This is a genomic window from Parabacteroides sp. PF5-9, from assembly GCF_029893105.1.
Taxonomy (GTDB): Bacteria; Bacteroidota; Bacteroidia; order Bacteroidales; family Tannerellaceae; genus JARXWG01.
Genome location: NZ_JARXWG010000002.1, coordinates 82,011 through 107,044 on the forward strand (window position 1 = coordinate 82,011; position 25,034 = coordinate 107,044).

Annotated in this window: 16 protein-coding genes and 2 tRNA genes; 15 read left to right on the forward strand and 3 right to left on the reverse strand. The window is 40.7% G+C overall.

The annotated features are described in order from the left end of the window. The first annotated feature begins 300 nt into the window (after positions 1-300). From M2135_RS01675 to M2135_RS01735, 13 genes are all read left to right on the forward strand, one after another. A complete protein-coding gene (locus tag M2135_RS01675) occupies positions 301-1,455 on the forward strand; it encodes an ATP-binding protein (protein WP_280746839.1) in 1,155 nt (384 codons plus the stop codon). An 86-nt stretch (positions 1,456-1,541) separates the two neighbouring features. After that, entirely contained in the window at positions 1,542-2,474 is a 933-nt protein-coding gene (locus tag M2135_RS01680) for a DUF362 domain-containing protein (protein ID WP_280746840.1), read from the forward strand. Positions 2,475-2,479: 5 nt separating this feature from the next. Further along, positions 2,480-4,048, forward strand: coding sequence for a 4Fe-4S binding protein (locus tag M2135_RS01685; protein WP_280746841.1), 1,569 nt, complete (start codon positions 2,480-2,482; stop codon positions 4,046-4,048). 68 nt (positions 4,049-4,116) lie between these two features. Beyond that, on the forward strand, positions 4,117-5,247 hold the full coding sequence (gene tgt / locus M2135_RS01690) for a tRNA guanosine(34) transglycosylase Tgt (protein WP_280746843.1): 1,131 nt from the start codon (positions 4,117-4,119) through the stop codon (positions 5,245-5,247). A gap of 2 nt (positions 5,248-5,249) precedes the next feature. Continuing rightward, a complete protein-coding gene (locus M2135_RS01695; RefSeq protein WP_280746844.1) occupies positions 5,250-6,335 on the forward strand; it encodes an LptF/LptG family permease in 1,086 nt (361 codons plus the stop codon). Between the two features lie 89 nt (positions 6,336-6,424). After that, positions 6,425-8,722 (forward strand): patatin-like phospholipase family protein, encoded by a 2,298-nt coding sequence (locus M2135_RS01700; RefSeq protein ID WP_280746845.1) that lies wholly within the window; start codon positions 6,425-6,427, stop codon positions 8,720-8,722. A 72-nt stretch (positions 8,723-8,794) separates the two neighbouring features. Continuing rightward, a tRNA-Arg gene (locus M2135_RS01705) sits at positions 8,795-8,868 on the forward strand. A gap of 35 nt (positions 8,869-8,903) precedes the next feature. Beyond that, positions 8,904-8,977, forward strand: a tRNA-Arg gene (locus tag M2135_RS01710). A gap of 119 nt (positions 8,978-9,096) precedes the next feature. Further along, positions 9,097-10,284, forward strand: a complete 1,188-nt coding sequence (locus M2135_RS01715) for a DUF4105 domain-containing protein (RefSeq protein WP_280746846.1) — start codon at positions 9,097-9,099, stop codon at positions 10,282-10,284. After that, positions 10,281-11,870: an alkaline phosphatase family protein gene (locus M2135_RS01720; RefSeq protein WP_280746847.1), complete on the forward strand. Its 1,590-nt coding sequence runs from the start codon at positions 10,281-10,283 to the stop codon at positions 11,868-11,870. The genes M2135_RS01715 and M2135_RS01720 overlap by 4 nt, the downstream gene beginning before the upstream one ends. Positions 11,871-12,031: 161 nt before the next feature. Beyond that, positions 12,032-15,391, forward strand: a complete 3,360-nt coding sequence (secA, locus tag M2135_RS01725) for a preprotein translocase subunit SecA (protein ID WP_280746848.1) — start codon at positions 12,032-12,034, stop codon at positions 15,389-15,391. 178 nt (positions 15,392-15,569) lie between these two features. Next, positions 15,570-17,867 (forward strand): NADP-dependent malic enzyme, encoded by a 2,298-nt coding sequence (locus tag M2135_RS01730; RefSeq protein WP_280746849.1) that lies wholly within the window; start codon positions 15,570-15,572, stop codon positions 17,865-17,867. Continuing rightward, complete coding sequence (locus M2135_RS01735) at positions 17,864-19,255, forward strand: alpha/beta hydrolase fold domain-containing protein (RefSeq protein WP_280746850.1); 1,392 nt, start codon at positions 17,864-17,866, stop codon at positions 19,253-19,255. The genes M2135_RS01730 and M2135_RS01735 overlap by 4 nt, the downstream gene beginning before the upstream one ends. Positions 19,256-19,261: 6 nt before the next feature. Here M2135_RS01735 and M2135_RS01740 read toward each other — a convergent pair whose 3' ends face one another. From M2135_RS01740 to M2135_RS01750, 3 genes are all read right to left on the reverse strand, one after another. Beyond that, the gene (locus M2135_RS01740) at positions 19,262-20,737 is read right to left on the reverse strand and encodes a PKD domain-containing protein (protein WP_280746851.1); all 1,476 of its coding nucleotides are present in this window, start codon (positions 20,735-20,737) and stop codon (positions 19,262-19,264) included. Between the two features lie 291 nt (positions 20,738-21,028). Next, positions 21,029-22,258 (reverse strand): hypothetical protein, encoded by a 1,230-nt coding sequence (locus M2135_RS01745; protein ID WP_280746852.1) that lies wholly within the window; start codon positions 22,256-22,258, stop codon positions 21,029-21,031. Positions 22,259-22,364: 106 nt separating this feature from the next. Continuing rightward, positions 22,365-22,610 (reverse strand): RNA-binding protein, encoded by a 246-nt coding sequence (locus M2135_RS01750; RefSeq protein WP_280746853.1) that lies wholly within the window; start codon positions 22,608-22,610, stop codon positions 22,365-22,367. A 334-nt stretch (positions 22,611-22,944) separates the two neighbouring features. Between M2135_RS01750 and M2135_RS01755 the strand changes: the two genes are divergently transcribed. After that, complete coding sequence (locus M2135_RS01755; RefSeq protein WP_280746854.1) at positions 22,945-24,246, forward strand: inositol-3-phosphate synthase; 1,302 nt, start codon at positions 22,945-22,947, stop codon at positions 24,244-24,246. Between the two features lie 80 nt (positions 24,247-24,326). Next, positions 24,327-25,028, forward strand: a complete 702-nt coding sequence (locus M2135_RS01760) for an NDP-sugar synthase (RefSeq protein ID WP_280746855.1) — start codon at positions 24,327-24,329, stop codon at positions 25,026-25,028. The last annotated feature ends 6 nt before the right edge of the window (positions 25,029-25,034 follow it).

Sequence of the window (25,034 nt, forward strand, 5' to 3'; positions counted from 1 at the left end):
AACATTTTTAAAATCTTCAGGGAAAATCCACCATGTGTTCTGCATGATTTTTTACAAGCCTTGTTTTCGTTCTTAACAACAACCGAAAAAACGTCAAAAATCGCTCTATATCGGTCTCTTTTTTTGTTTTACGTGTTAGTAAATAGCCGTATATCCGGTCAAAATCATTCGAAAATGGCTAATATGGCAACTATTTGTTGTGTGAAATAAATAAAAATAACCCCATTCAATGACCCAATCGGCAATTATTACATTTGCAATTATTATATTTGCAATAATTTAAAAAGCAATAATCACATTATGACAAACAAGGTTAGAAATCCTTTTATAATAAGTGGATATCTCTCTGCTGAATATTTCTGCGATCGGAAAACCGAAAGCATAGAACTGACGGGGGCATTACAGAATAGGCGAAACACCGTGCTTGTGTCGCCACGCCGTATGGGAAAAACCGGATTGATCGAACATTGTTTTCATCAAAAAGAGATTACTAAAGCGTATCATACGTTCTTCATCGACATCTATGCAACCGGCAGTTTGAAAGAGTTTGTTTTTATCTTGGGCAAACATATTTTTAACAAACTAAAACCCAAAGGGATAAAATTTGTGGAGCAGTTTTTTGCCACAATAAGTTCATTACGTCCCGCGTTCAAACTTGATCCGGTAAACGGGCAACCGGTTTTCGATATCGGTATCGGTGATATTCGTCAACCGTTACTCTCTATTGAAGAGATTTTCACCTATCTTGAATCGGCAGACAAACCATGTATCGTAGCGATAAACGAGTTTCAACAAATCACCAGATATCCGGAGAAGAATATAGAGGCGATTCTACGCACCCACATTCAAAAGTGCCGGAACACCTCATTTGTCTTTTCCGGTAGTCAGCGACACATGATGCAAAATATATTTTTCTCTGCATCAAGACCGTTTTATCAAAGTGCCTCTTTTATGAACCTCGAACCGATCGCGATCGAACCCTATCGTAAGTTCATACATAAACAGTTCAATAAAGCAGACAAAAAAATATCCGATGAATGTATCACGCGTATATATACTCTGTTGGAAGGACATACATGGTATATGCAAGTTCTATTAAACCACCTCTATGAACAGGCCGATAAGAGTAAAGAGATCACAGTAGCCGAAGCAAACACGGTCCTGCAAGCAACCGTAGAATCATACCGAACAATCTACCAAAGTATGGTAGCCATGTTGCCCGAGCGCCAGAAAGAGGTTCTTTTTGCCATAGCCAAAGAAGGAAAGGCGACAGAAATCACCTCTACGGAATTCATTAAGAGACATGGATTAAACTCGGCCAGTTCCGTGCAATCAGCCGTAAAGCAACTGCTCGACAAAGAATTCGTCACCAAAGAGGGAACGGACTACCAGGTATACGACCGTTTTTTCGGATTATGGCTATCCAAAACTTATGGAATAGGCTATATGCTTTAAATATATTCGGCTAAATGTTTTATCTTTGTTTTGCAATAGCCGTATAATCCAATAAAATAGAAGTAAGTTAAGTAAATAAAAACAACATGAAACGTCGTGATTTTTTAAGAACAAGTGTGGCAGCAGGTGCTGCGATATCATTAAGTTTTGAAGGTTTGGAAGCCGCTTTGACCTCCAATAAAATGGTGGTCGAATCTGCTCCTGATATGGTAGCGGTTATGGGTGGCGAACCTGTGACGATGCTTGAAAAAGCGTTAGCTGAACTGGGCGGTATTAGCCGTTTTGTCCAAAAAGGGCAGAAGATCGTAATTAAGCCAAATATCGGATGGGACCGTACTCCTGAACTGGCAGGAAATACCAATCCGGAGTTAGTGGGTGCGTTAGTCAAAAAATGTCTGGAAGCAGGCGCTTCTAAAGTCACGGTCTTTGACAACACCTGTGACAACTGGCAAAAATGTTATGACAACAGTGGTATTGCCGAAGCGGTACGTAAAGCTGGAGGTATCATCATGCCGGCTCACGAAGAGAAATACTTTAAAGAAGTTTCTCTTCCTAAAGGAGTTAATCTGAAGAGTGCGAAAATTCATGAATCATTGATTGAAGCGGATGCCTGGATCAATGTACCGATTTTAAAAAATCACGGTGGAGCAAAACTGAGTTGCGCCATGAAGAATCTGATGGGTATTGTATGGGATCGCCGTTATTTCCACTCCAACGACCTACAGCAGTGTATTGCCGATATCAATACATGGAATAAAAAGCCGGTATTAAATATTGTGGATGCTTATCGGATGATGCACCAAAATGGGCCTCAGGGCAAAAGTGCAGCGGATGTTGCCACGATTAAATCATTAATTGCTTCTACTGATATTGTGGCAATCGATACTGCTGCTTTGGGTATGTTCAATCAGGTGAAAAAGCTGGATATGGATGCTGTTGGTCATATCGGAAAAGGGCAATCGCTCAATTTGGGTACCACCGACTTAAGCAAACTTAATATCAAACGGGTTAGGATATAATCAATATGAAATCAACCTATTTAAAAGGATTGCGGGTTATTCTCGCAATCCTGTTTTTTACCCCTATATTGCTCTTTTTCCTCGATTTCAGAAATCAGCTGCCGGAAGCAGTCTCCAAACTACTGCATACACAGCTATTCCCGGCAATACTGGCAGGTTTTATAAGCGTATTAATCGTTCAATTTGTATTGGCTTTATGCTTTGGTCGAATTTATTGTTCTGTCATCTGTCCGGCCGGTGTTTTGCAGGATATAATTAATCGTGTTTTTTGCATTGGAAAGAAGAAAAAGAAGGGTTCACGCCGTTTTACTTACCGTCGTCCGATGAATATACTGCGGTATGTTCTGATGGGACTGACTTTGGGGTTGGCTTTATTGGGCTTTCTTGAACTGGGACTTTTACTTGATCCCTATAGCAACTTCGGGCGAATAGCCGCCAATCTTTTCCGGCCGGCAGCAATCTGGATCAATAACATTTTTGCCGACGTATTAGCTCGTTTTGATAATTATACCTTATATCATGTCACTATCGGAACGGTCACTACAGCCGGATTGATCGCCGGATTCGTAGCTTTAGCTGTTTTTATCGGAATGGTTGTGCTCCGGGGACGTTTGTTCTGTAATACATTGTGTCCGGTAGGCGCTTTACTTAGTCTTGTTTCCCGATATTCATTCTTCAAAATCACCATCGACAAAAAGAGATGCATCAGTTGCGGCATCTGTGAACAGGCGTGCAAAGCAGAAGCTATTGACGTTAAAAATATGAAAGTGGATAACTCTCGCTGTGTCGATTGCTTTAATTGCGTTTCATCCTGTAAGAAAGAGAGTATCCACTATCGTTTTCAACCTTTTTTCAAAAAAGAAGAATCTGTAATCGTTCCTGAGGCTACAGCTTCTATGGAGGTAACTCCTTCCGCCGGACGCCGCTCTTTTCTGTCTACAGGAGCAACAGTTGTCGCTTCGTTACCCGTCGTTTCTGCTGTTGCGCAAGTGGCCAATGGACAGAAGGAAAAGGTTCAGCCGGTAACTCCTCCGGGATCAATCAGTCTGGAGCAGTTCAAAGACAAATGTACAGGTTGTCATATCTGTGTTGTCCAATGTCCCAGCCAGGTATTATATCCTGCCGGATTGGAATATGGATTCGGTTATATGTTGAAACCGCATATGGCTTATATCGACAGTTATTGTAATTATGAATGTACGGTATGTATGGATGTCTGTCCAAATCATGCATTGCGTCCATTGACGGTTGATCAAAAAGTCACGACACAGGTCGGTATTGCCGAATTTTTCCTTGACCGCTGTATTGTAGAGACTGAAAACACCGATTGCGGCGCCTGCTCGGAACATTGTCCGACACAAGCCGTACATATGGAACTTTACAAAGAGGGTTCTACACTGACTGTCCCTGTTGTCGAACCGGAGTTATGTATCGGGTGCGGCGGATGCGAATCGATCTGTCCGGTACGTCCGAATCGTGCTATCATTATAAAAGCCAACGAGATACATCAAACGGTAGAGAAGCCGGCTGAAGAGGAAGTGTTGGAAATCGAAATCGATGGTTTTGGCTTCTAAGATTTATTATCAATTGTCAATTATCAATTGTCAATTGAATAAACTACCTTTGTGGCAAATTTTGCGGCATGACGTTCGAATTACAATATAACGACATACAATCAAATGCAAGGGCGGGCTTAATTACTACCGAACACGGAGTTATTGAGACGCCCATTTTTATGCCTGTGGGTACACAAGGGTCTGTGAAAGCTGTTCATATGACTGAATTGCAGGAAGATATCCATGCTGAAATTATCCTGGGAAATACCTACCATCTATATCTACGTCCCGGCATTCAGATATTGGAACAAGTCGGGGGATTACATAAATTCAACAGTTGGAATAAACCGATCCTGACTGACAGTGGTGGTTTTCAGGTCTTTTCGCTTTCCGAGAACAGAAAATTACGGGAAGAGGGAGCTGAGTTCCGTTCACATATTGACGGTTCCAAACATCTGTTTACTCCAGAAAATGTGATGGATATCCAACGCTCTATCGGTGCTGATATTGTCATGGCTTTTGATGAGTGTTGCCCGGGAGACGCCGATTATGATTATGCCAAAAAATCATTGGGGCTAACAGAAAGATGGTTGGACAGATGTTTTAAACAGTTTAACAGTACGGAACCCAAATATGGCTATAAACAAAGCCTTTTCCCTATCGTACAAGGTTGTGTTTATCCCGATCTACGGAAAAAAGCAGCTGAGTTTGTTGCCGAAAAAAATGCAGATGGCAATGCCATTGGTGGACTGGCCGTTGGTGAACCGACAGAGAAAATGTATGAAATGATCGAGGTCGTCAATGCTATTCTCCCTAAAGACAAACCTCGTTACCTGATGGGAGTCGGTACTCCAATCAATCTATTGGAAGCGATAGAAAGGGGTGTGGATATGTTCGACTGTATCATGCCTACACGCAACGGGAGAAACGGTCAACTGTTTACACGTTTCGGAACAATCAATATCAGAAATAAGAAATGGGAAAATGATTTTTCGCCCATCGACTCGGATGCTCATTCATTTGTAGATACATTATATAGTAAAGCATATTTGCATCATCTGATCAAAGTGGAAGAGATACTGGGACTTCAGATTGCATCTATTCATAATCTGGCCTTTTATTTATGGCTGGTAAAAGAAGCACGTCGGCAAATTATTGGTAGTAACTTTACCTCCTGGAAAAAGAGTATGGTAGATCAACTGTCAAACCGTTTATAAGTATGAAGTTTAAACTGCGACGAATAGATACCTATATTATCAAACAGTTCCTGGGAACTTATATTTTCGCCATTGCGTTGATTATTTCCATCTCGGTAGTCTTCGACATCAATGAGAAAATAGATAAATTCCTTAGTCCGGATGTGCCTTTAAAAGCGATCATTTTTGATTACTATTTGAATTTCATCCCCTATTTTGCCAATCTGTTCAGTCCGCTGTTTACGTTTATAGCCGTGATCTTCTTTACATCCAAACTGGCTGATAATTCGGAAATTATTGCGATGCTGGCCAGCGGCATGAGTTTTAAACGATTAATGGTTCCTTATTTTATTTCTGCTACCATTATCGCTTTGGCGACTTTTGTCCTGAATGCATACATTATACCTCCGGCCAATACAACACGTATTGAATTTCAGAATCAATACATCAGAAACAAAAAGGTAGACTATGCCCGGAATATTCAATTGGAAGTAGAGCCTGGTGTGATTGCTTATTTCGACCGTTATGATGCTCGACCGAATATGGGATATCGTTTTTCGCTGGAAAAATTTGAGGGTAAAAAACTGGTTTCCCGTTTAACAGCCAATTCAATCAAATATGATTCATTATACCAGTGGACTGTGATCGATTATTTGATTCGTGACTTTGATGGGATGCACGAACATATCTCACAAGGTTCACGGAAAGATACGACACTGACCATTGTCCCTTCAGACTTCCTGATCTCCCCTACTGATGCAGAGACAATGACAACTCCTGAACTCTCAACCTATATTAGCCGGCAAAAACAACGCGGAATCGGTAATATTCAAAATTTTGAAATTGAATACCATAAACGATACGCATCCATCATGGCTGCTTTTATCCTTACTACCATAGGAGCAGCACTCTCTTCGCGAAAAATTAAGGGAGGAATGGGATTGAATATCGGTATTGGTTTAGGATTGAGTTTCTCTTACATTCTTTTCTTGACGGTGACCTCTACTTTTGCTATCAGCGGATACGTTTCGCCTATGGTTGCCGCATGGATTCCGAATATCATTTATACATTTATCGCTATATTTCTATACACCAAGGCACCGAATTAATTGTCAACATTTTCTCTTTTGCGTTGTTTAATTCTTAGGGTATTAAGAAATATACTACATTTGTGGTTAAGGCAACTGGATTCATTTGTATGAAGAGATTAATTAGTTACATTCTTCTATTTATAACTTCTGTCCACGGGTTATCTGCTCAAAAAGTCGGTTTGGTTATGAGTGGTGGCGGAGCCAAAGGCGCTGCGCATATCGGTGTCATCAAGGCTCTGGAAGAGAATGGTATACCGATAGATTATGTCACGGGTACCTCCATGGGAGCGATCATCGGTAGCCTATACGCAACAGGTTACACACCAGATGAAATGCTAACCCTGATCTTATCCGAAGAGTTCGGCTATTGGCAAACAGGTACAGTTGAAGAAGAGTATAGTTACTACTTCAGTGAATCCAATCCCACGCCCGAGTTTGCACGTTTTTCGATAGACATGACTGACTCGATGCAATTAAGAGCCAGTTTTCTTCCGCAAAGTCTGGTCAACCCGATTCAGATGAACCAGGCCTTTATGGGACTGTATGCTCAGGCTACAGCGAAAGCCGGATGGAATTTTGATAACCTTTTTGTACCGTTCAGAAGTGTTTCTTCCGATATCTATTCTAAAAAAGCGATTATTGCCAAAAACGGAGATTTGGGAGATGCTGTTCGTGCTTCAATGAGTTTCCCTTTTGTCTTTCAACCGATATGGAAAGATAGCGTCCCTTTATTTGATGGAGGGATATACGATAATTTTCCGGTCGGCCCGATGAAAGATGCTTTTAGTCCCGATTTTATTTTCGGTTCATCAGTGTCGGGAGGAAATGCGGCCAAACCTTCGGAAAATCTGTATAGTCAGTTAGAAACAATGATTATGCAGAAAACTGAATACGAAGTGGCAGAGGAAGATGGTATGATGATTCAGTTTCGGTTTCCGACAGTATCGTTACTCGATTTTCAAAAAGCAGAAGAACTTATGGAAATCGGTTACAACCGGACAATGGCTATGATGGACTCGATCAAAGGACGTGTTACCCGGAGAGTCTCTTTAGAAGAGGTCAACCAACGCCGTAAAACATACAAAGAGGGCTTACCTCCGCTTATCTTTAAAAATATCTATGTCACAGGAGTCTCAGAAGGACAGCGAAAATATATCGAGACACAATTGCACCGAGATATCAATCAGGAATTTACGATATACGATTTCAAACGTGCCTATTTTAAAATGTTGACCTTTTCGAAGATTAAAGAAATTATACCACACGCTTTGTACAATCGCAGAGAGGGTAAATTCGACCTTTACCTGGATGTGAAAATGAAAGATGAATTGACCATCTCATTTGGTGGAAATATCTCCTCGCATCAGGCCAATCAACTGTTCTTAGGATTGGGTTATCAACATCTCGGCCGACTGGCTTCCGAATATAACACGAATTTTCAGGTCGGGAACTCTTTCAGCGGCATAATGTTAAATAGCCGTATCTATCTGCAAACAAGGGTACCCATGTACGTGAATGTACAAGGTGTTTATTCGAATAAACGTTACTCGGAAAGCCAATCGCTCTTTTACGAAGATGTTGTTCCGGCCATGATACGCCAAAAAGAATTATTCTTAAAACTGAAATTTGGTTTTCCTTTTCTTTATCAGGCCAAATCAGAGATCGCACTGGGGTATGGACGATTAAAAGATTCCTATCTACAAACGAATAATATTCTTTTCCCCAATGCCCGGTTTGATGAAAGCTGGTATAAATTGTTCAGTGGTTCTCTAAGTCTTGACCGGAATACACTCGACGCCAAACAATATCCGATTGCCGGTAGTCAATATTTTTTAATCGCTCAATATGTCACAGGTACGGAAAACTACAAACCTGGTGCAACTTCTCAGCTGGAAGCTTTTAAAGGAAATACACACAGTTGGTTACAGATGAAAGGGAGATGGCATAAATACCATACGTTCAATAATCGGTTCAATATGGGTTATCTGACTGAAGTAGTGATTTCCAGTAAAAATTTAATGAACAATTATACGGCATCTGTCATACAAGCCCCGGCTTTCACCCCTACTCCACATAGTCAGATTATATTTAATGAAGCTTTTCGAGCCAATCAATATGTAGCCGGAGGTATCTCTCCTATACTAAAACTTAGCCGTTTGCTTCATCTTCGCATGGATGCATACGCTTTTGTTCCACTCTATGAAATCCGAAAAGATGAACATTTTGTACCCTATTATGGGAAATTTATCCGATCATTCGAATATATGGGTGAAACAGCTTTGGTCTTGCAATTGCCTTTTGCTTCAATCAGTGTATATGCCAACGGATACAGCTATCCCAGAAAGAATTTTAATATTGGTTTAAACATCGGTTATCTGATATTCAACCCTAAAATGCTTGATTGAAAGAAAAAGCAATCTATTTTATTTGTTCTTTTAAAAGAAAAATTTACCTTTGCACTCGCAAACGAAAAGAATGGCCGCGTAGCTCAACTGAATAGAGTAGCTGACTACGGATCAGCCGGTTACAGGTTTGAATCCTGTCGCGGTCACACTTCTCGGAAAGCATAAACATTTATTTGACAATGGCCGCGTAGCTCAACTGAATAGAGTAGCTGACTACGGATCAGCCGGTTACAGGTTTGAATCCTGTCGCGGTCACTAAAGCGTCGGAAGTTTTTTCGGCGCTTTTTGTATTTATTTAAGAAGTCGATTGCTTTATTCATTTTACAGGTTGAATAAAAGACGTTACTTTTGTTGATTACAAGAAAAAGATAGTGATGAGAAAAGGTTTTATTCTGTTTATATTATCCTTATTTGTTTACCCTTTTTATGCGCAGAAGCCACTGAGTGAAGAGGCTCAAATCAGTATACTAACCAGTGCTCCTCATGATGAAGAAGTATTTACCCTCTACGGACATGCCGCATTGAGGGTATACGATCCGCAACAAGATTTTGATGGCGTGTTTAATTATGGCATATTTGATTTTTCAAAGCCCAATTTTATCTATCGCTTTGTAAAAGGGGAAACTGATTATATGCTGGGAATCAACAGTTTTCAGGATTATCTGTTGGAATATCAGATGCGCGGCAGTAATGTAACCGAACAGGTTTTAAACCTGACGCAAGAAGAGAAAGAACGGATATGGACAGCCTTGCTGATCAATGCCCAGCCCGAAAACAGGGTATATCGATATAATTTCTTCTTCGATAATTGTGCAACTCGTTTACCTTTACTCATTGAAAAGGGTGTTTCGGGAGAGGTCGCATACTTCGCTCCGCCCCCGCCTAAAACGTTTCGAGAGATGATCAACGATTGTACAAGGAATCATCCTTGGTTGACTTTCGGATGTGATATCGTTGTCGGAAACCCGGCAGACCGTACTGCAACAACGCATGAAATGATGTTTTTACCCGATTATTTAAGGGATGAAATGGACAAAGCAGTTATCGTAGCAGCAGATGGTCGCAGACGTACACTGGTGTCCAAGATACAGCTTCATCGTTCAAAAGCGATGGATCCGGAGAAAAGTATATGGGATACATTGACTCCTTTAATCTGTGGATGGATACTATTTAGTTTAATTGCTTTAATCACTTTGTTCGAATGGCGTTCAGGAAAATATTACCATATATTGGATGGGGTTTTATTCTTTATTGCCGGAATAGCCGGTATGATCATTTTTTTCTTGAGTTTTATTTCTGAGCATCCCTGTATGTGGCCAAACTGGAATATACTATGGCTTCACCCCTTCCATTTAATCGGTGTTGCATTGTTTTGTGTAAAAAAATTCAAGAAGGCAGCATATTACTATCATTTTATTAACTTTGCGGCGCTTACACTAATGCTCGTTTGTTGGACAATGATCCCCCAACACCTGAATGTGGCATTTATTCCGTTGATTGCCTCATTGTGGCTACGTTCCGGTTATAGTAGTGTATTCAAAGGTTTATGGAAAGTAGGATGAGAAAAATTTTATCTTCGCTTATAGTCCTTTTGGCTGTAACCAATCTGGAAGCTCAACAGCAGGTTCCAAAAGTGGTTGTATATATCACTGTCGATCAACTGAGAGGGGATTATATTGAATATTTCTACCATACATTCGGTGAAAGAGGATTTAAAAGATTGATAAACAATGGGGTTGTTTATCAGAATATCCGTTATGATTTCCCGGACCTGGATCAGTCCAATACATTTGCCACTCTGTTTACGGGAACAAATCCGAATTTTCATGGTATCAGTGGAGATAAACAGTACGACTTTGATCGTGAACGTGAAATATCCATATTAAATGACCCGGAGTATCTGGGGAACTATACTCGGGAAAATTACTCACCTAAGCGTCTGATCAGTTCGACCATTGGAGATGAACTAAAAATAGCCTCTCAAGGAAGAAGTGATGTCTATTCGATTGCTCCGAATGCTGAAAATGCCATATTATCGGCAGGACACGCAGCAAATGGCGCTTTTTGGATGGATGACTATAACGGAAAATGGGCAACAACAACATATTACAAAGGGATACCCTGGTATGTTGACCGCTATAATAATGGTGCAGAATCATTAGCTTCCCGGCTTGATAAAATGGTATGGATACCTTCTTTGCCTATCAGTCGGTATAATGCATTTCCTTATGTATTGGATGAAATCCCTTTTCGTTATACCTATAGCGAAAAAACAGCCAATGTATATCTTAATCTGAAAACTTCTCCATTAATAAACAAAGAGGTTAACCGGTTGGCCAAACAGTTTTTTGAATATGCTGCTTTTGGCTCAAGGAGTTGTCCGGATATGTTAGCCATTACTTATTATGCCGGTAATTATCGTCATCTCATGCATAAAGAGTATACCCGTGAGATACAAGACACTTATTATCAACTGGATCAGGATATTGAAGAGTTATTAAATGTCATCGATCGAAAAGTTGGATTAAACAACACCTTAATTGTTTTTACCGGTTCGGGATATTACCGTAGTGAAGAAGAATATTCCGAAGGATTATTGTTGGGAGGAGGAGAATTCTTCCCTAAAAGATGCATCGCTTTACTCAATATGTATCTGATGAATATCTATGGTCAACAGAACAATTGGGTAGAGGGTTATTATAATAATCAGATTTTTTTAAATCGTAAAGCGATAGAGAACGCCAACTTGGATCTGGCAGAAATTCAAAAAAAATCAGCAGAATTTGTACAAGAGTTCAGTGGAGTACAACATGTTACTACTGATCGTGCACTTCTGGCTGGTGAATGGAACGAAGGCACCGCCAAATTCCGACACGGAACACACCATATAGGACGTGGAGATCTGATCATTGAATTGCAGCCGGGATGGAAAGTAAATTTTGAAAATTCAAAGGGAAAAACAAAAGTTGTTCGCAATAATGCAGTACTTACTCCTCTGATATTCATGGGGAATGGTTTAAATCCCAAACATATTTACCGCGAAGTAAAAGCAACAGAAATTGCTCCTACCGTCACTCATATATTAAGGATTAGACCACCGAACGCAGCAAACAGCTTGCCGCTGTTTGAATTGACAATGGACAATTGAAAATTGACAATTTAAGACAAAAAAAGGGAATCACTTACCTACGGCATAGTTTTTGTTCACATTAAAAATAAAGAATATAAATTACCGGCAAATGAGCAGTTTGATATCTGACAATTTAATTGTCAATTTTCAATTGTCCATTGTCAATTAAAATAGAAGTCATGGGATTTAATGAGTTTATGACAAAGCTGTTTGGCAATAAGTCACAGCGCGACTTGAAAGAAATCACACCTTATGTCAAAAAGATTCAAGCTGTTTATCCGTCGATACAGGTACTTAGTAACGACGAACTACGTGCTAAAACAGATGAAATCAAACAACGTATTCAAGATTATGTCGCCGATGAACGGGCACAGGTTACACAACTTCGTGAAGGGATCGATGACAAAGAGTTGGAAGAGCGTGAAGCTGTATGGGCTGAAGTCGATAAGATAGAAAAAGCAATCACCGAAAAATTAGAGGTTATTCTGGAGGAAGTGCTTCCGGAAGTCTTTGCTATCGTCAAAGATACTGCACGTCGTTTTACTGAAAATGAAGAAACAGTTGTTACGGCCAATCAATTTGATAGGGATCTAGCTGCTAAACATGATTTTGTGCGTATTGAAGAGGATAAAGCGATCTATCAAAACCATTGGGTAGCCGGAGGTAGCGAAATCATCTGGAACATGGTGCATTATGATGTACAGCTGTTCGGTGGTGTTGTATTACATAAAGGAAAAATTGCGGAGATGGCAACCGGTGAAGGAAAAACATTGGTGGCCACATTACCGGTCTTTCTGAATGCATTAACACGAAATGGAGTACATGTAGTCACAGTCAATGACTACCTCTCTAAACGTGACTCGGAATGGATGGGTCCATTGTATATGTTCCATGGTCTTTCGGTGGATTGTATCGACAAGCACCAGCCCAACTCGGATGCCCGTCGTGCAGCATATAATGCCGATATTACATTTGGAACAAACAATGAATTTGGTTTTGACTACCTGCGTGATAATATGGCAGTTAGTCCCAATGACCTGGTACAACGTAAGCACAATTACTCTATTGTCGACGAGGTCGACTCCGTATTGATTGATGATGCTCGTACACCTTTGATCATTTCCGGTCCGATTCCACGTGGAGAAGAGCAGTTATTCGAACAATTCCGTCCAAACGTAGAAGTTGTTGTTAATGCCCAAAAGAACTTAACCTCTAAATTACTGCTCGAAGCCAAACAGAAAATGGGCAGCGATGACCAAAAGGTTCAGGAAGAAGGTTCACTCCTACTCTATCGTTCATTCAAAGGTTATCCCAGAAATAAAGCGTTGATTAAATACCTGAGTGAGCCGGGCGTAAAAACGCAGATGCTGAAAACCGAAGCCTTATATATGGCAGAGAATATGCGTAATATGCATCTTGTAACCGATGAATTATATTTCGTTATTGATGAAAAAAATAACAGTATCGAATTAACAGATAAAGGGATTGATTTGCTCACAGGTAAAACTGATGATCCTCATTTCTTTGTGCTTCCTGATATTGCGTCAGAACTTTCTCAATTGGATAATATGCAAGCGAACGAGGAAGAAAAACAAGCCAAGAAAGATGAAATATTAGCCAATTACTCCGTTAAAAGCGAACGCGTTCATACAATCAATCAGTTATTAAAAGCATATACTTTATTTGAAAAAGATGATGAGTATGTGGTCATCGACAATAAAGTGATGATTGTAGACGAACAAACCGGACGTATCATGGACGGTCGTCGCTATTCAGACGGTTTACACCAGGCGATTGAAGCCAAAGAAGGAGTAAAGGTTGAAGCTGCCACACAAACTTTCGCTACAATTACCTTGCAGAACTACTTCCGTATGTACCATAAACTGGCAGGTATGACCGGTACGGCAGAAACAGAAGCTGGTGAACTTTGGGATATCTATAAATTGGACGTGGTGGTTATCCCGACCAATCGTCCGATTGCACGTAATGATATGAACGACCGTATTTACAAAACAAAACGTGAAAAATATAATGCGGTAATTGAAGAGATCAGTCAACTGATTGAAGCCGGTCGTCCTGTATTGGTTGGTACAACTTCTGTTGAAATATCCGAATTATTGAGCCGTATGTTGACACTTCGGAAAATTCAGCACAATGTATTGAATGCTAAATTACATCAACGTGAGGCGGATATTGTTGCCCAAGCCGGACAACAAGGTACGGTAACAATCGCAACCAATATGGCCGGTCGTGGTACCGACATCAAACTATCCCCGGAAGTAAAAGCAGCAGGTGGGTTAGCGATTATTGGTACCGAACGTCATGAAAGCCGTCGTGTCGACCGCCAGTTACGTGGTCGTGCCGGTCGTCAGGGAGACCCCGGTTCTTCCGTTTTCTTCGTTTCACTGGAAGATGATCTGATGCGTCTGTTTGCGTCTGAAAAGATTGCAGGGTTGATGGATAGAATGGGATTCAAAGAGGGTGAAGTGCTTGAGCATAGTATGTTGAGTAAATCTGTTGAACGCGCCCAAAAGAAAGTAGAAGAAAATCACTTTGGTGTCCGTAAACGTTTGCTGGAATATGATGATGTAATGAACTCCCAACGTAATGTCATCTACACACGTCGTCGTCATGCCTTGATGGGTGAGCGTATCGGATTGGATGTGTTGAATACGATTTATGATACGGCTACCGCTATTGTAGAACAACATGCAGACGTGATGGACTATGAAGGATTCAAGATTGAATTATTCCGCACATTCGCCGTTGAATCACCATTTACAGAAGAAGAGTTCAAATCAACAAAATCGGATCAGCTGATCTCTAAATTGTTTGAAGAAATACTGAAAACCTTCAAACGTCGGATGGAGCGAATGACGCAGATTGCCAACCCAGTAATCAAACAAGTTTATGAGAATCAGGGAGCAATGTATGAAAACATTCTTATTCCGATCACCGACGGGAAACGGATGTACAATGTCGCCTGTAATCTGAAAGAAGCGTATGATTCTGAAAGTAAAGCGATATCAAAGGCATTCCAGAAATCCATCGTTCTTCATACGATTGATGAATCATGGAAAGAACATCTTCGTGAAATGGATGAACTTCGACAGTCTGTTCAGAATGCCAGTTATGAAAACAAAGATCCATTGTTGATCTATAAGCTGGAATCATATACTTTATTCAAAAATATGGTGGATGTCATGAATCGTAAGACTGCTGCCGTATTGATGCGTGGACAGATACCGGTACGAGAAGAACAACCTTCTGCCGATCAACAGGCTGCCGCAGCGGCCGGTCGCCGTATTGCCGTACAGCAAGCTGCCCCTGAAAAAAGACAGGATATGAGTAAATACCGTACCGAACGCTCTGAAATCGGAGGAAGTACAGGCGGACGTCAGGTCAATCCAAATGGGCCACAAGATCAACCCCAGCAAAAACTGGAACCTATCCGTACAGAAAAGAAAGTTGGACGGAACGATCCTTGCCCTTGTGGTAGCGGTAAAAAGTATAAAAGTTGTCACGGACAAGGGTTGTAATCCCTTTTACTGATCATCTAATAAAAAAGGGTTGTTTCGAGTATTCGGGACAACCCTCTCTTTTTTTGAGAATATCAGTCTTGGAAAAGAAAATTCACACCAAAGGCACCTCCTGTCAATAAGAATTGTTACTTTTGTCGCCGATTAGGTTAATAAATAAAACTTTAAATAACAATTTATGGCAAAAACAATAAGAGAAGAGGCTCTTCGGTATCATGCTGAAGGAAAGCCAGGAAAAATTGAGGTTATCCCCACCAAACCATACAGTACCCAAAGTGATCTATCATTGGCTTATTCGCCCGGAGTAGCAGAACCTTGCCTTGAAATCGAGAAGAATCCGTTGGATGCTTATACATATACGGCTAAAGGAAATCTGGTAGCTGTCATTTCAAATGGAACGGCCGTTTTAGGATTAGGCGATATTGGTGCAATGGCCGGAAAACCAGTGATGGAAGGGAAAGGATTATTATTTAAAATATTTGCCGGCATCGACGTTTTTGATATTGAGGTCGATGAAAAAGATCCGGAAAAATTTATACAAACAGTTAAAGCGATCTCCCCCACTTTCGGCGGTATTAATCTGGAAGATATAAAAGCGCCCGAATGTTTCGAAATTGAAACACGGTTAAAAAAGGAATTGGATATTCCCGTCATGCATGACGACCAGCACGGTACGGCGATCATATCGGCTGCTGCTTTACTGAATGCGCTCGAACTGGCCGAAAAAAAGATAGAAGAGGTAAAAATTGTCGTCAACGGTGCCGGTGCCGCTTCTATATCCTGTACTAAATTGTACGTTCTACTCGGTGCCCGTAAAGAAAATATCATTATGTGTGATAGTAAAGGGGTTATCTCCACCTATCGGACAGATCTGAATGTTTCGAAAAAAGAATTTGCCACCACACAAGCGATCAAAACACTCGAGGAAGCACTTGTGGGAGCGGATGTTTTTCTTGGATTATCTGTTGCCGATGTCGTCACTGGAGAAATGGTTCAAAGTATGAATCAGAATCCGATTGTTTTCGCATTGGCCAACCCCAATCCCGAAATATCCTATAAAGAAGCTACAAGTAGCAGGAAAGACCTTATTTTTGCTACCGGACGTTCCGACTATCCGAATCAGGTCAATAATGTATTGGGATTTCCTTATATTTTCAGAGGAGCATTAGACACACATGCCACAGCGATCAATGAAGAGATGAAAGTAGCTGCGGTCTATGCGATTGCCGAACTGGCAAAAGAACCGGTTCCCGACGTAGTCAATGCGGCCTATAAATTAAAACGCACGACTTTTGGTCGCGATTATATTCTACCTAAACCGCTCGATCCCCGGTTACTCACCCGCGTTTCTGTCGCTGTAGCAAAAGCAGCTATTGCATCGGGCGTATCACGCAAAACAATTACCGATTGGGAGGCCTATGCCAACCGGTTAAGAGAGATGATGGGGTATGATAACAAAATGCTTCGTTCATTTACAGAGATGGCCAAAGCCCATCCGAAACGTGTTGTTTTTGCCGAAGCCAATCACGTCAATATGCTGAAAGCTGCCGTAGAAGCAAAATCAGAAGGGATCTGTTATCCGATCCTTTTAGGAAACGAAGAACGGCTCGGAAAGATCGCCAAAGAAGAAAACATTAATCTGGAAGGGATTGAAATCGTCAATTTGCGTCACGATCGCGAAAATGAACGGCGTTACCGTTATGCACGTATTTTTTCTGAAAAGAAAGCACGCGAAGGGGTCACCTATGCTGAAGCCTGCGAATTGATGGTCGACCGGAATGCTTTTGGTATGATGATGGTTGCTACGGGTGAAGCCGACGCATTCATTACCGGAGTATACAGCCGTTATTCGGCAATCACCAAACTGGCCGAGCAAATCATTGGTATCCGTCCATCCTACAAGCATTTTGGAGCCATGAACATCATAACCAGCAAACGTGGAACATTCTTTGTGGCCGATACATTGATCAACCGTCATCCTTCAGCTGAAGTGTTAATTGATATGGCTCGTTTGACACATGATTCGGTCAAATTCTTTGCCCATGATCCGGTTATGGCGATGCTCTCCTACTCCAACTTCGGATCAGATAAACAGGGTAGTCCCAAAAAAGTGCACGAGGCTATTGATTATCTGCATACAAATTATCCGGAGATTATGGTCGACGGTGAAATGCAGGTCAATTTTGCATTGGATAAAAAACTGAGAGATGAAACTTACCCATTCAATAAACTCAAAGGAAAAGATGTAAATACACTCATTTTCCCTAACCTGAGTTCGGCAAACAGTGCCTATAAATTATTGCTTGAAATGGGTGTAGGAGAAACAATCGGCCCGATCCAAATGGGATTAAACAAACCGATTCACTTCACCGATGTAGAAAGTACCACGCGAGATATCCTGAATCTAACCACCGTGGCTGTGGTCGATGCGATCGTTCAGGAACAGATAGAAAAAGGAGAAGTACAACAGAAATGATTTTTCACAAAAACAGGTGCAAACTTCTCTCTCTTATTTTTCTATTGAATGTATTCTCGTTCATACATGCTCAGGAAGATACCCATCAGCGTTTCACGCTGATGGGATTAGGTGATTCCATTACGGAGGGTGGAGATACTTTTTCCTCCTATCTTTTTCCGTTATGGGAAAAACTGTTTACAGGTGGTTATCTGGTTGATTTTATCGGCCCACAAAAACAGGCTTGCCGGATAGGTGAACTGCATCATGCCGGATATAGCGGAAAAACAGTTGAATATCTCGAATCAGTCATCGACAGTCTCTACCGGGAATATCCGGCGGATATCGTATTGCTTCATGCCGGACACAATCACTTTGTAGAAGAAAACCCTATTCCGGAAATGATAAAAGCGTACCGTTCTATTATCGGAAAGATAAAAACGATACGTCCCGATGCGATTATTCTGTTGGCACAAGTCATCGAAAGCGGGAAATTACCCAAATACAGTTACATTCCCGACTTGAATAAAGAGATAGCCAAACTGGTTGCATCCTATGATAATCCTCAGATCAAACTCGTCAATCAGGCCGCAGGTTTCGACTGGAAAGAAGATACAGTTGCAGACAAAGTACATCCGAATACACAAGGTGCATCAAAAATGGCTCAAAGTTGGTATCATGCGCTTGAAAAGATATTGCCTGTTCCATCACAAAAATTCTATCCCGAAATAGTCCCCTATAAAATTGTGGACGGAGATACGTTGTCCATGCACATCTTCAAGCCGCAGCCTTCAAGAAACAACTCCCTCAGTCCGGTTATTGTTTATTTTTTCGGAGGAGGCTGGAAGCTGGGTACACCATTGCAGTTTTACCGCGAATGTGCTTATTATGCCTCATTAGGCATGACGGCTGTAACTGTAGACTATCGGATCGAATTCCTACATCATACCACACCCGACGAATCGCTGGATGATGCCAGAGATGCCATCTGTTTTCTACGCGAACAAGCTGATGCGTGGCATATCGACCCTGACCGAATCGCTGCCAGTGGTGCTTCTGCCGGAGGTTATCTGGCCGCAGCTGCAGGTTTAGAAGAATGCAACGATAAGGCTTGCAGCAGTCCTAATCTGCTTGTCTTAAACTACGCGGTTCTGGAACGAATCAAAACATTAAAAAATCACCCCCCTCCTATCCTTTTTCTGGTCGGTTCGGCAGATCATTTAGTTCCGCTTGATGCGGTATCTAATTTCCAGCAAAAAGTACAACAACAAAACGGTCTGTTTGAACTCCATCTATTTGAAGGAGCCCAACATCCCATCTTCTTATACCGGAAAGATCCGGACGCGAACTTTTATAAGGTCAGAAATCTGACAGATATTTTTCTAAAACAGTATGGATATCTGCATTGAGAACTGTTAATCAAACAAATGCACATTCGGATTCACCGGTATCACACAAGGATTGACCTTCACGACAAGACTATTTGATGCAGCTTCTTTACCATTTGCTAAATAAGAACAAACGGTGATCGTGTACATGCCCGGTTTAGTATAGGTATAACTATGCGTCTGGCTACCTGAACCGACATTCGTATCTTTCACAAATGCACTTCCATCCCCAAAATCCCATTCGGTATAGGCGATCTCATCCTGACCGGACTGACTCAATACCACCGTGAAATCTTGCTGCGTATTCACACAGAATATTTGATCAGCCTCGATAGATACCGCAAACCAGTTGGCTGCAAAAGAAGGAAGTCCGACTCGACCCACGCCTGATAAAAAGCCATCTGGAGTTTGATAAATCTTTAAATGATCCAAGTCTTCCGGATTATCCAAAACATACATATAATTCTTCATATATCCGGTGGAATAAATACGTCCATCCGGAGCTAATTGAAGAGAATAAAACGCTGTAGGAAAAGAACCGAAAGTTTTCATAGCAACATTGTTCGGAGTCGAAGAGCCTATTAATTCTTCAAAATCAAACGCATATAAGCAAGAACTAGTTGCACCTCCCACATATAAATATTTTCCCGAAGGTGAGAACTCTATACCATAATTTGAGTTACCTGTCCTCGTTTTTATATTTGAGAATTGTCCTGTGAGGGCATCAAATTCTCCGAAAAAAATAGTCGTCGAACAATGCGTGGCCCAGGCAAATTTTTTACCATCCGGTGTAAATTTGATATATCCATTTGCACTAGTACATGTTACATCCACAGGAAGTTGAGTAACAACAGGAGTTGTAGAGACACCAGATTTCGTAACCAACCAAGCATTCAGATAAGAAGGACTTCCTTTACCCGGAGCGACTACCCAAATATCTTTACCATTGGCATGGCGAATAGAGGTGACCGATTCTCCCGTTTTACCGCTATGATTCACAAAATAAATATTTTTCTGCCCTGAGACGACATCTCCGTATCCATCCTCTAAAGTCATATCAATTATTGAATAGGCCAACTGGTCAGTCTGATTGATGTTTAATGTCACAGCGATATATTTATCCTGAGTCTCCGGATAGGGCATAATAATTCCTGACTGAGCAGACGAATCATGTCCTGTCAATCCGGCACCATTCGGCATTATTACATTCTTACGATTCCAAATGTTTATACCATTTGAATAGAATAAAAGTTGTCCTTTACTATCTGAAAAGGTGAAACATCCTTCCTGAATGACCATAGGAGAACCAGATAAAAAGGTGGGTAGCCCTTTCAACTCTTCGTCTTGTGTACCAAATAGACCGGTAAGCGTAAGATCCTGGGTAGTATTCCAAGTTAATCCTGCTTTATCTCCAAAAAACCAGTTGTTCGCTTCTTTCTGTCCTTGCGCATAAAAAACGGTCATAGCCATCAGGCTGAATAGTAAAATTTTAGTACGTTTCATATTTTAATTCTGAAATTGTAGATTATTCGGTAAATGTTTTGTCAAAAATTAAAACAAAATTAAGAAAAATACGGATAACAGATGTTCTTTTTGCTTGTTTTTACTGTTGGTTTGCCTTTTTATACCCTACAGCACTAATTTCCCTTTTCTTACGGTTGAGTCTTTGTCTAAGTGTAAAACAAGAATTCATTTGACAGTTGTAGAACGATCGTTCTATAATTATCAAATGATCAAACGACAATTGTGAAACGATCATTTGACAATTGTCAAATGAATTCTTGTTTCAGATATTTAAAACTGTTTGATCAGAAAAGAGGGGTTTACACGTACATAGACCCCAAAAGAGAAGCTGGTCGAACCATTTATCGGTTTCCATCCGGTTTCAGGTTCATGCATTTTCCCTGATAAGGTCTGGTACACATCTAAATCGACTCCCAGTGAGAATCCTTTACCCAAAGAACGGGAATATTCCATGCCTAAATAGACCATCTGAGGGCGCTGATAGGTCGCTCCATTTTCACGGGTAGATACGGCACCATAAAAAGGCACACCAAACATGGAAATAAATTCATCACATTGCCAATAAGCTGTTTTTACCCTGAAATCAGAAATATCGGCCATTGCTTTCGCATACAGGCCATACCCGCTGTCAAAAGGCCAGATCTCACCGGCTTGCTGATAATAACCGGCTATATCCAATTCGACATTCAGTTTTTTGAAAACCCGATGTCCGGTATTCCAAACACCTCCTACTCCCAATGCTCCATTCATTAATGTCTGCACAGAACTAACGGTTAGTGTATCAATCTCCCCACCTCTATGTTGCGCCACTCCTTGTATAGGGATATAAAAATGGTATGGAGATGTGGGTGCATTCAGTTTCAGGCGACTTGATAACCCTACTGTAAAAGCTTCCTGATGCGTATCTTCCCGATAAATAAAACTTTCCCAATTCAACCAGGCATCCAAATCAAAGGATTGAGAATGATACAGGAGTTGGACTCCGGCTTCAGGATCTGCTGTCAGATTCAATTCCGGGCTATAGAGTGGTTCAATCAAACGGTGGTTAGATGCACCATAGATATTTCCAACGATCAGATCGATACGATCACTCAATCGCATCTGTACCCGGAAAAACGGAAGAAAATGGGCTCCCTTTTGATACTGATTCCCTTTCCAAACAGGTATATCTTTGTAAGCCATACTTGGGTACTTATGCGCTCCGTGATAAAATAACATATGAAGACCGGCTTCAAGTTTGATGTTGGATAAAGGGTAATAGACTGCCTTGGGTTGTACCCAAAGCCCCGGTAATGAATAGCCTTTCATGACTGTTCCGGCATATTCATTGTTTTTGAAAAAGCTGAGATTATCTAATTCGACAAAAAGCTGCTTCTCTTTTGTGGGATCGATCTGGTAAGCTGTTTGGTATACTCGCTCTTCAAGCTGTGCCAACAAGGGTGTATATAGGAGCCATACTCCTAAAATAAGACAACAGCGAACGAAACAGGTCCTTTTCATCATCATCATTTTTTTTTGCAAACGTAGAAAAATAGGATTGAATAAAAAAACGGAAAGCAGAATTCTGCTCCCCGTTTTTTATGTTATTAAAAACTACCGTACTTGATTAGCGTCTCGGCGTAGCTTCTTTTACAACCATTTGGCGGCCTTCGAATTCTGCGCCATTTAATTCATTAATGATGTTTCTGGCTTCTGCATCATCTGGTACTTCTGCAAAAGCAAACCCTTTTGAGCGGTTAGTGTCACGATCAATGATCAACTTCACTGATTCAATTGTTCCATACTCTTCCAGAACTTGTTGTAAGTCTGACTCTCTAACCCGATAATTCAGGTTTCCAATGTAAATGTTCATAAAAAATAATAAGTAAATGATTAATTAAATAAAACACGGATGTTTTCAAATCAGTCTATTTCTACAAGCGTATAATATGATCGGTGAGATATAGTATAAACCGGGAGAGAAAGAACATAAAAACAATCAGTTGTTTCGCAGCAAAGGAAAGCAAATAATTCGGTTTCGCAATCATAAAAAACGGTTTATTTTCTGCAAAAGATAATTTTTCGGCGAAAAAATGTCAAAAAGAAGATATTTAATAGCATTTTGACCAAATATAAATTAGAATGGAACCGTGTGAAATCACTTATTTCTTATAATTTTGCGCCATTGTTGAATGAACTTTAAAAATATGGAAAAAATCGAAGTTAAAGAAGCCAAGGGTAAACTTGGTATTCTTGTTGTAGGAGTCGGAGGTGCTGTTTCCTCTACATTTATTACTGGTACGTTAGCTGTTCGCAAAGGTATGGGTACTCCTATCGGTTCACTGACCCAGTTAGCAACTATCCGTTTAGGAAAACGAAATGAGAATCGCTTCCCCAAAATCAAAGATGTTGTGCCATTGGCAGAGTTAGATGATCTGGTTTTCGGCGGATGGGATATCTTTTCGGAAAATATATATGAAGCATCTCTTCATGCCGAAGTATTGAAAAAAGAAGATATCGAATGTGTCAAAGAAGAGTTAGAAGCGATTAAGCCGATGAAAGCTGTTTTTGACCAGGATTTCGTTAAAAGACTGCATGGAACACATGTGAAAAACGGAAAGACCCGTTGGGAACTGATGGAACAAGTCCGTGAAGATATCCGGAACTTCAAAAAAGAGAACAACTGCGAACGTGTTGTGATCATGTGGGCCGCCAGTACGGAAGTCTATATCCCGATAAGCGAAGAACACAAAAGCCTTGCTACTTTCGAGAAGGCAATGAAAGAAAACAATACGGAAATTATTTCACCCAGTATGTGTTATGCATATGCTGCCATAGCTGAAGGTTGTCCTTATATTAACGGTGCACCAAACTTATGTATTGATACGCCGGCGATGTGGGAATTTGCCGAACAACAGAAAGTGGCTATCTGCGGTAAAGATTATAAAACCGGACAGACTATGCTCAAAACAGTATTGGCACCAATGTTGAAAACACGTATGTTGGGATTGGAAGGTTGGTTCTCTACCAATATATTAGGCAACCGCGACGGAGAAGTGTTAGACGATCCGGGTTCATTCAAAACAAAAGAGGTAAGTAAATTATCGGTCATTGATACGATTCTGCAACCGGATGTTTATCCGGAATTATACGGTAATGTTTATCATAAGGTTCGTATCAATTATTATCCTCCCCGCAAAGACAACAAAGAAGGTTGGGATAATATCGACTTGATCGGATGGATGGGTTACCCGATGCAGTTGAAGGTCGACTTTTTGTGTCGTGATTCCATTTTAGCTGCACCGCTCTGTCTTGACCTGGTCTTGTTTGCCGATTTGGCACAACGTTGTGGCTTCTCCGGTATACAAACTTGGCTGTCATTCTATTTCAAGAGTCCGATGCATGATGAGCAGCATGTTCCCGAGCATGATCTGTTCATTCAACATACAAAACTGAAGAATACACTCCGCAAAATTATCGGAGAACAAACGATTGATTACTTAGATTAAAGATCGAATAATGATGGTTGGCAGTTGATAATGTGTACGCATTGTCAACTGTTAATTATCCTACCAACGCATAACGATAGATGGATTTTGCAATAATTGCAGCTGGAGAGGGTTCTCGTTTAATACAGGAAGGTGTCAAATGGCCAAAACCGCTTGTTCGTTTAGACGGGATCACATTAATAGACCGGTTAATACATGTGTTTTTACAACACAATCCGACATCTATAAATATTATCATCAACGAAGAGATGAGAGAAGTGCGGGAGCATCTTGAAAAAGCAGATATCCCGGTGCCTTTTCATCTGGTGGTTAAATCCACCCCCAGTTCCATGCATAGTTTTTATGAACTCAGTAAAGTCATAAAAAGTAACAAGTTCTGTTTAACAACGGTTGACACCATCTTTAAAGAAAAAGAGTTTGAGGATTACATCCGAACCTTTGAAAAAACAAACGAATTGGACGGATTAATGGCTGTTACCGATTATATTGATGATGAAAAGCCACTCTATGTTCAGACAGATCGTGATTTTTTCATTCATCAGTTTTCTGATAGTCCGGAAAAAGCGTGTATGTATATTTCCGGAGGTATTTATTGTCTTCAAAGGTCTGCTTTTAAGGTATTAGAAAAAGCGATGAGTGAGGGCGTTTCGCGGATGCGTAATTTCCAACGTATGTTGATATCGGAAGGACTGCAGTTGAAAGCTTATCCGTTCAGTAAAATTATCGACGTAGATCATGCAGAGGATATCCTCAAAGCAGAAGCATTTTTGAAAATACATTAACGTTTA

Excerpts from the sequence above, each read along its gene's own strand:
- M2135_RS01730 (WP_280746849.1), top strand. The coding sequence starts at position 15,570 with ATGGCAAAAACAATAAGAGAAGAGGCTCTTCGGTATCATGCTGAAGGA.
- M2135_RS01755 (WP_280746854.1), top strand. The coding sequence starts at position 22,945 with ATGGAAAAAATCGAAGTTAAAGAAGCCAAGGGTAAACTTGGTATTCTT.
- M2135_RS01745 (WP_280746852.1), bottom strand. The coding sequence starts at position 22,258 with ATGAAAAGGACCTGTTTCGTTCGCTGTTGTCTTATTTTAGGAGTATGG.
- M2135_RS01695 (WP_280746844.1), top strand. The coding sequence starts at position 5,250 with ATGAAGTTTAAACTGCGACGAATAGATACCTATATTATCAAACAGTTC.
- M2135_RS01700 (WP_280746845.1), top strand. The coding sequence starts at position 6,425 with ATGAAGAGATTAATTAGTTACATTCTTCTATTTATAACTTCTGTCCAC.
- M2135_RS01750 (WP_280746853.1), bottom strand. The coding sequence starts at position 22,610 with ATGAACATTTACATTGGAAACCTGAATTATCGGGTTAGAGAGTCAGAC.
- M2135_RS01675 (WP_280746839.1), top strand. The coding sequence starts at position 301 with ATGACAAACAAGGTTAGAAATCCTTTTATAATAAGTGGATATCTCTCT.
- M2135_RS01680 (WP_280746840.1), top strand. The coding sequence starts at position 1,542 with ATGAAACGTCGTGATTTTTTAAGAACAAGTGTGGCAGCAGGTGCTGCG.
- M2135_RS01720 (WP_280746847.1), top strand. The coding sequence starts at position 10,281 with ATGAGAAAAATTTTATCTTCGCTTATAGTCCTTTTGGCTGTAACCAAT.
- M2135_RS01685 (WP_280746841.1), top strand. The coding sequence starts at position 2,480 with ATGAAATCAACCTATTTAAAAGGATTGCGGGTTATTCTCGCAATCCTG.
- M2135_RS01715 (WP_280746846.1), top strand. The coding sequence starts at position 9,097 with ATGAGAAAAGGTTTTATTCTGTTTATATTATCCTTATTTGTTTACCCT.
- M2135_RS01760 (WP_280746855.1), top strand. The coding sequence starts at position 24,327 with ATGGATTTTGCAATAATTGCAGCTGGAGAGGGTTCTCGTTTAATACAG.
- tgt (WP_280746843.1), top strand. The coding sequence starts at position 4,117 with ATGACGTTCGAATTACAATATAACGACATACAATCAAATGCAAGGGCG.
- secA (WP_280746848.1), top strand. The coding sequence starts at position 12,032 with ATGGGATTTAATGAGTTTATGACAAAGCTGTTTGGCAATAAGTCACAG.
- M2135_RS01735 (WP_280746850.1), top strand. The coding sequence starts at position 17,864 with ATGATTTTTCACAAAAACAGGTGCAAACTTCTCTCTCTTATTTTTCTA.
- M2135_RS01740 (WP_280746851.1), bottom strand. The coding sequence starts at position 20,737 with ATGAAACGTACTAAAATTTTACTATTCAGCCTGATGGCTATGACCGTT.